The 13,765-nt window shown below is 56.5% G+C and carries 11 protein-coding genes; 2 read left to right on the forward strand and 9 right to left on the reverse strand.

Annotation, left to right across the window (positions count from 1 at the left end):
• The first annotated feature begins 45 nt into the window (after positions 1 to 45).
• Complete coding sequence (locus ACFFSY_RS24825; protein WP_377499184.1) at positions 46 to 555, forward strand: DUF3231 family protein; 510 nt, start codon at positions 46 to 48, stop codon at positions 553 to 555.
• A gap of 124 nt (positions 556 to 679) precedes the next feature.
• Here the strand turns inward: ACFFSY_RS24825 and ACFFSY_RS24830 are convergent, their stop codons facing one another.
• From ACFFSY_RS24830 to ACFFSY_RS24860, 7 genes are all read right to left on the reverse strand, one after another.
• Positions 680 to 1,204, reverse strand: coding sequence for a DUF3231 family protein (locus ACFFSY_RS24830; RefSeq protein ID WP_377499185.1), 525 nt, complete (start codon positions 1,202 to 1,204; stop codon positions 680 to 682).
• A gap of 135 nt (positions 1,205 to 1,339) precedes the next feature.
• Positions 1,340 to 1,975, reverse strand: a complete 636-nt coding sequence (locus ACFFSY_RS24835) for a LysE family transporter (protein WP_377499187.1) — start codon at positions 1,973 to 1,975, stop codon at positions 1,340 to 1,342.
• A gap of 171 nt (positions 1,976 to 2,146) precedes the next feature.
• Positions 2,147 to 3,412 carry a Gfo/Idh/MocA family protein gene (locus ACFFSY_RS24840; RefSeq protein WP_377499189.1) on the reverse strand — a complete coding sequence of 422 codons (1,266 nt, stop codon included), beginning with the start codon at positions 3,410 to 3,412 and terminating at the stop codon, positions 2,147 to 2,149.
• A gap of 267 nt (positions 3,413 to 3,679) precedes the next feature.
• A complete protein-coding gene (locus ACFFSY_RS24845) occupies positions 3,680 to 4,390 on the reverse strand; it encodes a hypothetical protein (RefSeq protein ID WP_377499191.1) in 711 nt (236 codons plus the stop codon).
• 88 nt (positions 4,391 to 4,478) lie between these two features.
• Positions 4,479 to 6,392 carry an ABC transporter ATP-binding protein gene (locus ACFFSY_RS24850; RefSeq protein WP_377499193.1) on the reverse strand — a complete coding sequence of 638 codons (1,914 nt, stop codon included), beginning with the start codon at positions 6,390 to 6,392 and terminating at the stop codon, positions 4,479 to 4,481.
• Entirely contained in the window at positions 6,367 to 8,130 is a 1,764-nt protein-coding gene (locus ACFFSY_RS24855; RefSeq protein ID WP_377499195.1) for an ABC transporter ATP-binding protein, read from the reverse strand. Before ACFFSY_RS24855 ends, ACFFSY_RS24850 begins: the two co-directional genes overlap by 26 nt.
• Before the next feature lie 72 nt (positions 8,131 to 8,202).
• Positions 8,203 to 8,814: a PadR family transcriptional regulator gene (locus ACFFSY_RS24860; protein WP_377499197.1), complete on the reverse strand. Its 612-nt coding sequence runs from the start codon at positions 8,812 to 8,814 to the stop codon at positions 8,203 to 8,205.
• Between the two features lie 281 nt (positions 8,815 to 9,095).
• On the opposite strand from ACFFSY_RS24860, the gene ACFFSY_RS24865 reads away from it, so the two are divergent.
• Positions 9,096 to 10,232, forward strand: a complete 1,137-nt coding sequence (locus ACFFSY_RS24865) for a hypothetical protein (RefSeq protein ID WP_377499198.1) — start codon at positions 9,096 to 9,098, stop codon at positions 10,230 to 10,232.
• A 100-nt stretch (positions 10,233 to 10,332) separates the two neighbouring features.
• Here the strand turns inward: ACFFSY_RS24865 and ACFFSY_RS24870 are convergent, their stop codons facing one another.
• Positions 10,333 to 11,961: a response regulator gene (locus ACFFSY_RS24870; RefSeq protein ID WP_377499200.1), complete on the reverse strand. Its 1,629-nt coding sequence runs from the start codon at positions 11,959 to 11,961 to the stop codon at positions 10,333 to 10,335.
• On the reverse strand, positions 11,961 to 13,763 hold the full coding sequence (locus ACFFSY_RS24875; RefSeq protein ID WP_377499202.1) for a cache domain-containing sensor histidine kinase: 1,803 nt from the start codon (positions 13,761 to 13,763) through the stop codon (positions 11,961 to 11,963). Before ACFFSY_RS24875 ends, ACFFSY_RS24870 begins: the two co-directional genes overlap by 1 nt.
• Positions 13,764 to 13,765: the final 2 nt, after the last annotated feature.

Genomic DNA, 13,765 nt, shown 5'->3' on the forward strand with positions numbered 1-13,765 from the left:
CAATACTGGTTACAGACTGACGTGAACATAAAGGAGCACATCGCCATGGGCATTCTGAAAGGCAATCCGAAAGATCAACCGCTTCATTATGGGGAAATATTCCAAACGTGGACCTACGCCGCACGACAACGAAAAACGATATCGACGTATCAGCTATACCGATCGCATGCTGGAGATGACGAACTGAAGCGATTGGTCGTCAATCTCATCCAACAAGCCAAACAATCAGCTGCAGAATGCGACGAGATCCTCGTCCATAACGGCATCATGCCGCCTCCGGCGTTCGCGGAGCGACCTCCCGTCAAATTGGAGGACATCCCCGCCGGCGCAAGGTTTGCCGACCAAGAGATTGCCATAGCGATCGGAGAGGATTTAGCCGTGAATCTCATCGCCTGCAGTCAGTTGATCGGCAGCTCGATTCGCATCGACGTCGGAGCCCTATTCGCCAAATATTACGCGCTCCATGTCGCCTCGGCCGCCGCAGCGCTCGAGCTAAGCAAAGAAAAGGGATGGCTTGTGCCTCCTCCCCTGCAGATTCATAGGCCTGAGAAGTAACCGGTACATAAAACAAAAAAAGGCAGACCGCAATTTAGAACTGCACCTCAATGGTTAGACAATGTCCAACTTGCCCGAGGATTCGTTCCTTTGCGGACTGCCCTTCTGTACCTTCGGTCAATGACTAGACGCCGGCACCGACAGCTTCCGGACGTTTGATTTGCAGCGGCGGCGGGATCAGCCACCCTTTTTCTTTGCTCAGTCGCAGCAACTTCACGCCGAGCGCGGCTTTGGTCGCGTGATACTTCCCGAACAGCGCGCCGACGTCCTCGCGAACCGACATCCCCATTACCGTGCTTGCCGCGACCAGTCCGGCGGCGAGATCGGCCGATACCATCGGGGCAATCTCCTGATCGGCGAACCTTGCTCCGACCGGAATCTCTTCCAGCTTCGCTTGCGGACGCTCCGGCAGCTTCGGCGCAGGCGTGATGCCGTTCCCAATCAGGATTTCATCCAATTCGCTGATCTCCAGCTGGGCTTGCCGAATACCCTCTTCCAATATCTCGCGAAGCTCTTTATCTCCCGTGTGAAACTTCAGCGCGCTGTACGCGGAGACGCATCCTTTCGCCGTCGTCGATGCTTGCCAAATCGCGAAAATCTCTCCGTAGTGCAGCGGTTCGTCTTTCGGATTGCCGCTCAAAACGCCCATGGTGTATTCGCTCCTTCGAAAGAGTATGATGGCGTCCCGGAATAGCTGCCGAGAACATATATAATATCTCCAAGTCGTTTGCGGCTATCCTATAAGAAAACGCGACAAAGATTGGCAAGAACCGGTCCGCGAGAATCAGCCGCTCAACGCTTGAATCCCTTGATAACCGAAATACGCCCCAAACCCGATGAGCGATAGTCCGGACAAAACGGATATCCCCATCAAGCTCTTCTCGTTCAGGAACTTGCGCATGCCCGTCGTCAGCGACGCCACGCAAATATCCCACAGCATCAGCCCCAAGAAAATCATGCTGCTGTATAGCAGCAGATGGCTCGTCCCGTATGACGAAGCGGTCTTCGCGAGAATCGAGCCGTAGATACCAAGCCAGAAAAGTATCGACATGGGGCTCGTAATGGAGAGCATGAACCCGACAAGGAAGCTTCGCCATAAGGAGTCCTTGCGTCTGCCTTGATAAGCGAGCGGAATTTTGTTCGCCGATTGTATGCTGTCGAATCCCGAGTAGATGAGGATGATGCCGCCGAACAGCCAAAGGAAAATTTGCACGATCGGAATATTCAGAAACTGCACGACGCCCATATAGATGAGCAGCATGAAAATACCATCGGCGATCATCGAACCCGTCCCGACGACCCAGGCATGCATGAAGCCGTTCTTGATCCCCTTGTCTAGACGGGCGGAATTGACGGGCCCGATCGGCGCGGCAAGCGTTAACCCAAGCAAAACGTAACTGACCAACAGCTGGATACTCAAGTCGCGGATCACTCCCGGCAAAGAAATTGGCAGACTTGTACACTTTATGCCGGTTGGTCCCGTTTTAATCCTATGCGATGACGGACCTCCATTGGCGAGTATCGCATGGAAGCGGCAATAACCCGGCTGTCCGTAACAGCCAGGTTCCGCCCACGTCGATTAGCCGGAAATTCACCCCGTCGCAAGCCCTTCCCGAAAACGATCCATCTCCACGACCTCGCCCGTGACCCTCGATTGCTCCGCCGCGAATGCAATCAAATGGCTCTGAACCGACCGGTTGGCAGAAGTCAGGCCCTCCTTGCCGCCGCCTTCGCGCACGAGTTGCAGAAAATCCGTCATGAGACGATTATCCCCGCCCCCATGACCGACATGACCGCCGAGGTGATCGAGCGAGATGCGCCGGGCATGACCGCTGCCGAAGCGGAGCACTTCGATTTCATTCTTCTCCATGGCGCCGCGGATCTCGCCCTTGGTCCCCATCAGCTTGATCGTTCGGCTGACGTCCCGAGTGAACGCGCTCATCGTGAAGGCGACCGTCACGTCATTGGCGAACTGCAGGTTGACGACCTGATGATCGACCACGTCGTTATCGCAATGGTAGACGCATCGCCCGTATGGGCCGTTCTTCAACGCTTCGGTCCGCGCTTCCAGACTCGGATCGTCGCTAATCGCAGACGTCGGCCACTCGGTATCGTCCGTCAAATATAGATCCGGCGCATAATAAAGACAGTCGTCCGCAACCGGGCAGCCATCCAGACAGCGGGCAGGCGCGCCATGCGGCGCTTGGTCGGCACGGAAGTGGGTCAGCGCGCCAAAGGAAGAGACACGCGTGCAAGCCGAGTCGACCAGCCACTGGAGGATGTCGAGATCGTGGCAAGATTTGGCCAAGATCATCGGAGAGGATTCCTCCTTGCGCCGCCAATTGCCCCGGACGAAGCTGTGCGCTTGATGCCAGTAGCCGACGTTCTCGTTATGCGTGATCGAGATGAGATTGCCAATCTCCCCTTGTTCCAGCAGCGCTTTGATCGTCCCGAAGAACGGCGTATACCGAAGCACATGACAGATCGCGAACACCCGGTCGTACCGGAGCGCCATATCGCCCATCGCTACGCATTCCGTCGCGTCAGGCGACATGGGCTTCTCGAGCAGTACATGATACCCTGCCGCGAGCGCCTTCGCCGTCGGTTCGAAGTGCTGCTTGTCCTGCGTACAGATGAGAACGGCGTCGGCCAGCTTCTCACTTGCGAACAACTCATCCCAATGCGCGAAACATTGCTCGTCCGACAGTCCGTGTTTGCGCTGAAATTGCTCCCGTCGGCGCTCTACCGGTTCGGCGACCGCGACCACTTCCAGCTCATCCGGATAGTCAAGCGCGTAATTCAAATAGTTGTCGCCTCTCAATCCGGCGCCGATTAAAGCGACTTTGACTTTGTTCATCGATTCCTCTCCCCCATACATGTGCGTTGTCCGCGCAAGTAACTCAGTAAGGCTGACATCCGGTCCAATCCACTCGCATGCACGTCCCGGCTCACATCTGCCCGAGTATTTCAGTATATTCGTTACTTCACGCAAGATTCCTGTTGCAATAATCGTCATTCATGTTGTTTCGCGAGAATAAGTCACAATAATGCGCAAAAAACCTCACGATACTGGCATCGCCGCATCAGTGAGGTTGTTCGTTAACTTGACTATGGTGATCGGGGATTAAGGTAAAGCAGTCGGTGCCATTGTCCATTGCGTCCGGTCCCGATTACGATCGAAGCGCCGAATCGTGAACAGAATCGACACCAGCAATAGAAGTTCGAATATGTTCGTCAACGCCGAGCTATCGATCTCGATCGGGATGGCTCTCCCCAAGACAAGTACGCCGACGCCGGCCAGCAGCCACGGCCACCAGCGCCGGAAGGCAAGGATGACGCCGACGAGCAGCACGGCTGCGGCTGCGGCAAGCACCATGACAGGGAACGAGGATTCGGCCGACGTCCCATAACGCAGCGCCCCGAATTGTTCTTCGAGCTTCAAGTTCGCCACCTCAAGACTCGTAACGAACAGTGATTGATACAGGATAAGCCCCAGCGTGACAACCCAGGCTAAGACGAACGGCAGCGTCCGGTTATACCATCCGCGTATGCGTGCGCTGGAAGCGATATCGGCGGCGATCACGACGAGGAGCGGCGTGAACCAGGCGTGAAGCCAGAATCGAGGGTAACTAAGCACCCGCAGCGTATCCCCTTCTCCAACTGCGCTTCCAATCGCGATGACCGCATTATCGTAGAATAATCCGAACAAGACGAGCAAGACAAGATCCCGCTGCGCGAGCGTCCCTCTCTTCTTCATGATTCGCAGCGCGGCGAACAACAAGATCGCGTAGGCGATCGCCATGGCGGCATAGATGTAACGGTCGATCAGTATCATTCCTTTCCGACTCGCTAGCCTAGAAATCCAGATACGAATTTATACCCCGTTTTGGCCATTATGCTTCATGCTGATCTGCCCTACACTTCTAACCTGCCTGCTGCCCTTGCGAATGGTCGTACAACTCCCGGTATTGGCCACCGAGCTCGATCAGCTCTTGATGGCTGCCCTGCTCGACGATCTCGCCATGGCTCATGACGATGATCCGGTCGGCCTGCATGATCGTCGATAACCGATGGGCGATCACGATCGTCGTGCGCTGCTTCGACACCACGCTAAGCGCGTTCTGGATGAGCTGCTCCGTCTGGGAATCCAGATTCGCGCTCGCTTCGTCGAGAATGAGCACCTTCGGCTTGAAGACGATAATGCGAGCGAAGGAAATCAGCTGCCGCTCGCCGGCGGATAAGCCGCTTCCACGCTCCGACAAGAGCGTATCGTACCCTTCCGGCAGCTTCCTGACGATGGCGTCCGCGCCGACGAATTCACACGCTCGTATGACGTCCTCCCGGGAGATCGTCGTATCGAACATGCGCACGTTATCAACGATGCTGCCCGAGTAGAGATACGGCTCCTGCTGCACGAGCCCGATCAACCGGTGCAGCATCGCCTGCGGAATGTCGCGCACGTCCGTCCCGTCGATGCGAATGCTGCCTTCCTTCACGTCGTAGAACCGGCACAGCAGGCTGATGAGCGAACTCTTCCCCGCGCCCGTCGTACCGACGACGCCGATCATCTCGCCCGGCTCGATATGCAGATCCAATCCTTGAATGATCGGAATGCCTTCTTCGTAGGAGAAGGAAATGTGCTCGAAATCGATCTCGCCTCTCACGTTGCCGAAGCCCATCGCTTCCTCGGAGGCGCCTTGGACCTGCTCGGTCGTCAATGTCATTACGCGCGGTTGACGTCCCTTGGCTTGCGGCGCGGCTGCGGATTCCGCCTGCTCTTCATCCTTATCCATAATGTCCGGCTTGTGTCCGAATATCGTCCAGATCCGCGTCACCGCGACCGTCGCCGACTGCAGCGTGTTCCATTGCTGGGTAATCGTGTTGATCGGCTGAAAAAACTGCCGGATGTACGTGATGAACGCGTACAGAACGCCGAATTCCAGATTCTTCCCAAGTACCGCGATGCCGCCGATCCACGTCACGAGCGCGATCGACAAATTACTCAGAATGTCGAAGGTCCGGCCGAACAGCACGTTCGTGCGAATCTCGCGCAGGTTGGCGCGAAAGTATAACCCGTTGCGCTCGTCGAACTGCCTCTCCTGCTCCTTCTGCTGATGGAACGCCTGTACAAGGCCCATCCCCGACAGATTCTCGGCGACGAAGGCGACCATGCGCGACAGACGCGTCCGCGCGAGCTGATAGGTGGTCCGCATGAACGAGCGAAAGGCGATTGCGATCATGAAAATGACCGGCAGCAGGATCATGCAATAGAGCGCAAGCGTCGCATCGAGCTGGAACATCATGACGATGATGAATGCCAGCGTCAAGCCGTCCCGGAAGAGGCTGAGCAGCACTTGATTGAAGAACTGGTTCAGCGCCTCGGTGTCGCTGGACACATGCGTGATGAGACTGCCGCTGGACGTCCGGTCGAAGTAGCCCATGGACTGCTTCATGATGTGGCCGAACAGTTCCATCCGAATCCGCCCGACGATGCTTTGACCGATATTCTGAAGCACGTTGTTCTGAATGTAAGAGAAGATGAAGCTCGACAGCGACAGACACAAGTACACGGCGCAAATCATAAGCAGCGCCTTGTAATCGTTCTTCCCCGCGAGCAAATTGTCGTCGATGGCAATCTTCATGAGATACGGCTGAAGCAGTTCGGACAAGATCGCGACGACCGTACAGCCGAAGACGGCCGCGAGCGACCACCGGTGAGGCTTGACGTACCCCGACAATGCCCGGAACGCTGACACGTACTGCGGTTTCGCCTCCGGTTGGTTCGGATCGGCCTTCTGATCCGCCTGCCGATTATGAATGGCTTGTGCCGGTCGCATGCTGGCTTCCCTCCTCCTGAATGGCGTGAAGGTCGGCGTATAGACCCTCTTCCTGAAGCAGCTGATCGTGGGTGCCGCGCTGGACGATGCGCCCCTCATCGAGCACGATAATCTCGGCGGCGTGCTTTATCGCGCTGATCCGGTGCGCGATGATGATGGTCGTCTTGCGGCTGCGTTCCTTCCGGATCGAGGCGATGATCGCCTTCTCGGTCACCGCATCGACGGCGCTGACGCTGTCGTCGAGAATCATGACCGGCGCGCGCTTGATCAGTCCGCGCGCCAGGCTCGCGCGCTGACGCTGACCGCCTGATAAAGTAAGCCCACGCTCGCCGAGCCGTGTCTCGAAGCCGGATGGAAGCTCCCGAATATGCTCCAAAATCTGCGCCTGCTTCGCCGCGTCCTCGACCTCCGCAAGTGTAGCTGCACGATTCGAGAACGCGATGTTCTCTCGGATCGTCGTGCTGAACAAGAACCCATCCTGCGGCACGTAGGCGACTTGGCTGCGCAGACTATCGAGCGTCATCTCCCGGATGTCGGTCCCTCCATACCGAATGGTACCCGGCGGCGGATCGTACAGCCGCAGCAGCAGCTTCATCAGCGTCGTCTTGCCGCTTCCCGTCCGGCCAATAATGCCGAGCGTCGCGCCGGGAGCAATTCGAACGCTGATATCTTTCAGTACCGGTTCCGCCGCTGGACTGTACGCGAAGGTCAGATGATCAATTTCAATAGCGCTTGCGGTAAGATCCACGACCTTCGCCGAAGCCGATTCCACGATTTCCGACCGCTGCGAGAGAAGCGTATTCAGCCGTTCAAGCGAAGCCCTCGAGCGCTGGATGGAGTTAATCACGTTCCCGATCTGCTGGAGGGGCGTCATGAGCATTCGGACATACAAGGTCAGCGCGACGAAGTTGCCTAGCGACAACCGGCCCATGATCGTCCAATACCCGCCGAAGGCAAGGGCAATGATGAGGGCGATCGTACCAAGGAACGGAATGAGCGACTGGAAGAAGGACGACACGCGTACCAGACGCAGCTGTGCGGTCCGGATGCCATCGACCGTCTGGCCGAACCGCTTGTTCATAATCGGCTCCACGGCGAACTTCTTCGTCACCCGTATGCCGCCGAACTGCTCCTCGGCGGTCTCCGTCATTTTGCCGAGCGCTTCTTGCACGTCAAGCGAACGCTTGCGGATAATCGGACCCAAGTAGACGACGATGAACGGGATGAGCAGCAGCGGGAAGACGCTCGCCCCGATGAGATAGATCGGAATACCGCTAGCAATCATCATCACCATGGCCGACACGAGGAGCATCGTCGCATTCGCGGTCTGGTTCACGCCCATCGCGATGGATTCCCGGACCGCCGTCACGTCGTTCATGAAGTAGCTAAGCAGCTTACCGACGCCGTTCTTCGCGTAGAAGCGTTCCTCCATCGCCGTGAAGTGGCGAAAGAGCAGACCGCGCACGCGCTGCTCGAATTTGCGCCCGACATACATGATGAGATACATGGCGATGCCGCTGAACACGACGGTGCCAAGCCCGATGCCGAGCAGCAGCATGCTGTAACGAACGACAAGATCACGCGTCAATTCGCCAAGCGCCAGTTTGTCGGCGAAAGCGCCGAGCACCTTCGGATAGAACACGTTAATTACATTGGAGACGAGGTGAAACGTAATCGATAGCACGTATACAGGCCAGCTCTGGCGGAAGAAATCCGCTAGAATACGTTGCGATCTCACGTAGCGCTCACTTCCCTATTTGAGATTGGCTAAGACATGGATCAGTTGCCTGAGTAAGTTAGATTACAAGGATTACAAGGATTCAGCCCCATCGGTCTGGTCTTCCTCCAAGATTTGGCGCAGCGAAAATCGCAGGGCATGCAGCGTGGCTCTCAGCATGGCCGCCTTAGCCGCATCCTGGATCGCCTCCCGCTCTGCCGCTTTCATCAGATGCAGCAGCTCCTTTCCCGCCGGGGTCAGCCTGCGTTTACGCTTGGGACTCCCCTGCTCCGATTGTTCGGGGTTCTCCTCCTGCTGCGACGGCTCGGCCTCGATGCGGACCATCGTCTGCTCCTGGTTCTCCTGCTGCTGTTGAAGCTCCTTCTCCGCTTGCAGATAAGTCCTGCCTTCCGCCGTAATTTCGAACACCTTCTTCCCATCCACTTTGGACGCGGTGACGAAGCCTTGATCGCGTAGCATCTGCAGCGTTGGATAGATCGTGCCCGCGCTCGGCTTGTAGGTGCCATCCGATTGCGCTTCGAGCGCTTTCATCATTTGATAGCCGTGCATGCTCGCCTGCTCCAGCAGCTCGAGCAGCGCGTATTTCACGCCGCCTCGGCTGAAATAACGCCTGCCCGAGCCAGTCGTCTCCCGTTCGGTACCGTCGTGCAGAAATAATCGTTCTTCCTCTTGCCAGGAAATCAAGTTGCCGCCCTCCTCTTTTTCGATATATCGTATTATCACTAATTCTATACGATATATCGAAAGCTGGCAATTTAATATGCATCGATGCAAGATACGTGCAGGTCCCACTGATCCACCGCGTTACAACACAAATAGCCTCAGTTTCGGTTGAGGTTATTTATTAATCCTATTTCGCGCCTATTGACATATCCATACAAATTCATTACATTATTCTAGCTAGGTGGCCACCTATTATTTCCCATATTTGATTACAATTATAAAATCGAATGGAGAGTGAAATAATGAAGTCCCGCTTAAAATTCAAAAAGCTCATAACTACTACCGCAGTTGCAATGATGGCTTTTGTCGCCATGACGTCTAGCGCTTTCGCGGCACCAACCTTGCTCTCTAATCAAAGTTCCGTTAAACGTTCACCTTCCTTTTCACTTACAGGTACCGCGTCCCTGAGCGGTTATCTGTTCTATTCACAAAGTCCTGAAACAATCGACGCTACCGATCTGGCCGATGCCGGGAAATGGCTGAACAAAAACGCCGTCTCCGGGTCTGGTCAAGTTTATACTTGGCATAACAATGCTGCAGGGGCGACGATAACGAACCATATCTTGATTTACAATCCGAGTTCCACAGATACAATCGTAGTGACGTCTTCGAACTATGGCACATCTAACAATACGGACACGGATTCGTTGGCATGGAAAGATTACTTAACCTATGGCCGCGCCGCCAAAACAGTCGAAATCGGACCGGGCAATTACGGAAGCCTGTTTAGCCAATCAATCGTTAGCGGCGCAAACTTCGGCATCGTAGCTCGAACCAATGTAACGAAAAAGGGGACATCCACGGCGGCATCCGCAATCTTTTATGATATCGCGTATAAAGATCCAGCCAAATCGGGTAATGCCTCTGCCTATGCGACAGCCGACCCGTCCTCAAGCTTGCGCAAACGTGGTTTGGGCAATGGTTACTACACGACGCTAAGACTGCCGGTAATCTCCCCTACTGAAAGCACGAACGGAATTGCGTTCAAGTTCGGGGCAACCGGGGATAGCTTTAACGGCGCCGACATGCCATACATTACGGACGACGCTCCGAGTACGGCAGGCAACACGTCGGGCAATGTGGCAGGCAGTTACGGTCAACAGTTTGACATAAGTTTTGTGGTCCAAAATACAACCAGCGTTGCAAGAAGCTTCCGCGTATATGCCGGCAGTATCGGCGGGACATCATACCCCTTCACCTACATGGGCGGCAACATGTCCTATTACCCGACGTATTCAAGCGGCGCACCGGGTTTCTATTTCAAGGATATTATTGATACAGGCGTATTGCAGCCAGGAGCATCCACGACGGTTTCATTCTTCTACACCGTGCCTGCGATGTCATCGGCGCCGAACGTCATTGGCGTGCGTGCGAATTAATGGAACGGTTCTTCTTCAAGAACCTCTGATACAGCAAAAAGGCGTCACAGGCCAATATCCCTGTGACGCCTTTTTGCACGTGTATGGATCAGTACCAGACTTACCGATTCCCCGCGCCCGAGCGCGCCTGCTCCCGATAATCGTTCGGCGTCGCGCCCGTCGCGCTCTTGAACACGCGGTTGAAGTGCCGAATATTGCCGAAGCCCGTGCTCTCGGCGATGACCGTCACTTTCTCGCTGGAGGCGACAAGCCGCTTCTTCGCTTCGTTCACCCGAAGGTCGGTCCAATACTCGACGAGCGATTTGCCTGTTCGCTGCTTGAACAGCGTCGAGAAGTAGGCCGGATTCAGAAACACCTGCTCCGCTACCTCCGTCAGCGTAAGCTGCTCGCGATAATGCTGATTCACATAGCGGATCGCCTTCTCGATCGGATCATGCTCAGGATGGCGACGGCTGCCGGCTATGCAATCCGCCAAGTGTCCGAGATACGTCCGGCAGCAGTCGATTAGCTCCGTACGCGACGTAATGGCGCATACGTCCAGCAGCACCGCTTGAATCGTCCGGTCGCTCAGCCACGTCTTGGTTAGGGCAAGCTTCTCCGCTTCTTCATAATAATGAAGGAGCAGCTTGCATATTTGCTGATGGATCGTCTCCGGGCTGCGCGCCCGCGCGCAAAGATCCGCGATCAATTCGGCCGCAATTCGTTCCGCTTGCTCCCTTCTGCCTTCAAGCACCGTCGTCTCCAGCGATGACCAGGACCATTCCCGCAGATTGGAGGCGAGCTCTTGACTGCTCTCTTTCGTCTGCGCATACGAGATGACCCGATCCCCGCCGACGATGAGCCGGTGCAGTAGAGCAATCTTCGCCTCACGGAACGAGCGCGGGATGGCCTTGATCCCTTCTACCGCTCCGCCTAGCCCGATGGTGACGGTCAGATTCGATAAGGAGATCGTCCGTCTGCGGACCGACTCCGCCAGTTCCATAAGCGGATTGACCGTCGCCGCGCCGCACTCCAGATTGACGAGAGCCACCACTTCGGTATCGGAGAGCACGAAGGAGAAGCCATTCGCCCGCTGGTCCAGCAGCTCTTGTACAACCTGCTGAATATAGAGCTGGAAGAGGCTCGGGTCCGCCTTGCCGTAGCGTTCCCGGTCCAGCGCGTCCTTGTCCAGCTTGATGACCATGCAGGCGAAGCATGGCGCGTCGAAGGTAAGACCGATCCGTCTGAGCAGCGCCAATTCGCTCTCGTGCACATCGCCCTTGAGCAGTCCGGCAACGAGATGCTCGCTCACGTGCTGACGAATCTGCCTCGCGTCGGCAGGTTCCGCCGCCAGCAATGCGGGCGCAGCGGCCGATCGCGCCAGCTCGCCCTTCAGCTTGCGCATCGTCTCCAGCAGCTCCTCGCGCTCCACCGGCTTCATGAGGTAGTCCCGCGCGCCATGCCGGAGCGACTGCTGCAAATACGTGAACTCGTCATAGCCGCTCAGCACGACGACGAGCATACCCGGGAACCGCTCTTTGACGATCTGCTGCAGCTGAATGCCGTCCATCCGCGGCATGCGAATATCCGTCAGTACCACATCGGGCTTTAGCTGCTCCACCAGCTCCAGCGCTTCATAACCATCCTTGGCTTCACCGGCGATCAGCCAGCCGTCCGAAGCGGATTCGATCATTTTGCGCAAGCCTTTGCGAAATATCGTTTCGTCATCCACGATAAGTATCGATGGCATTACCCCGCCCCTCTCTGCGCCGCTGCCGGCATGGCCGGCATGCGAATCGTCACTTTCAGCCCTTGGAAAGGCATGCTCTCCAGCTGCAACCCGTACTGTTCGCCGTAATGCAGGCGAACCCGACGGTGCACGTTCATTAATCCGTTGCCGCTCGTGCCGCCGAGATCCCTGTCATTCGAGAGCCGCTCGCGCATATCGGATAGCCGATCGCCGGTCATGCCGATGCCGTCATCCTCGACGACGATGGACAGCACGCCTTGCGCTTGGGAACAGGTCAACCGGATCAAGCCGCTGCCAATCCCCTTATCCAGGCCGTGATTGATCGCGTTCTCGACGATTGGCTGGATCATGAGCGGAATGACCGGATATGCATACAGCGACTCATCCGCTTCCAGGCGAAAATCGATCCGGTCCTCGTAGCGCATTTTCTGAATGGTCATATAGCCCTTCACATGTTCGAGCTCATCGTGGAGCGTGACGCTCTCCTTGCGTCCGCTGAGCGAATATCGCAGCAGCCGGCTAAGATTGTTCGTCATCTTCACGACTTCCCGGTTGCCCTCCACTTCGGCGTACATCGAGATGGAGCCTAGCGTGTTATAGAGGAAATGCGGGTTGATCTTACTCTGAAGCGCCGCGATCTCCGCGTCCTTCTCGCGGATCTCCGTCTCGTAGAGCCGGTAGCCGAGCTCGCTCAGACGCGACACCATCAGGTTGAACGCGCTCCCCAGCTGGCCGACCTCGTCCCACTGCGCCACCGGGAACGCCACGTTCAAATCGCCGCGTTCGACTTTGCGCATGAGCGTTCGCAGCATGCGAAGCGGCCTTGTAATGCGGAAGGCAATAACGACCGATACGAGCACCGCAAGACCGATGCAAATCGTGCCAACCAGCAAAATCGAATTGCGCACGACGAGCGAGTCCTTCATGAGCTCCGATACCGGCACGACGCCGACCGTCGTCCAGCCGGTGACCGCTGATGCGACGTGCGCGACCAGCAGGCTTTGGCCATCGGCATTCATATGCGTCACGCCTTCTCCTGCCAGCTTGCCAAGCGGCGAATAGACGGCCGTCTTCTCTTTGCGCAGCACGAGCTCGCCCGCCCCGTCGGTCATGTACAGCGATTCCTTGCTGCCCATGCTTACTTGCGCGAGCAGCTTCCGAACGGCATCCGGGTCGATATCGATGACGATGTAACCCAGCGTATCGCCGCTGTCGAAGCTCCGAAGCTCGCGCGCGATCGAGAATACCTGATATACGCTGCCGCTGGTCGATTGAACTTCATGCGTCGTAATGAACGTCGGCTGGCCGAATTTGCCCTTCGCCTGCTCCAGCCACTCCGCGCTGCCATCCAGCTGATAAGTCGTCATATATTGGCTTTCGGGGAGCACGACATAAGAGGCCCCGCGTTCACCGTACAACGAGATGCCCATAATATCGACGCGCCCGTTCAAGAACACTTTGGAGACGAAGTTGTTCAGCTGACCGATCTCCGCCAGCGTGAGCGGCTCGCCCGGCGTACGGGAGGAAGCCAGGAAGTCGAGAATTTCCTGGTATTGGTACGGCATGAGCGACAACCGGTTAAGCTCGTTCATGTAGGTGTCGATGTTGAGCGTCACCTGCTTCAATGTCTGGAGCTGATAACTGCCGACCTGCTCCTCCATCTTGGCCGCGAAGCTCCCGAACGCGAAGATGCCCATCGCCCCGAGCGGCAGGACGATCAACAGCACCTGCACGAGAATCAGCTTGCGGGCGAGCGCCAAATTACCGAACCAGTGCTGCGTGTTCCGAAACCATGTGCGCATGC

Source organism: Paenibacillus aurantiacus, from assembly GCF_042431225.1.
In the GTDB taxonomy this organism is placed as follows: Bacteria; Bacillota; Bacilli; order Paenibacillales; family Paenibacillaceae; genus Paenibacillus_Z; species Paenibacillus_Z aurantiacus.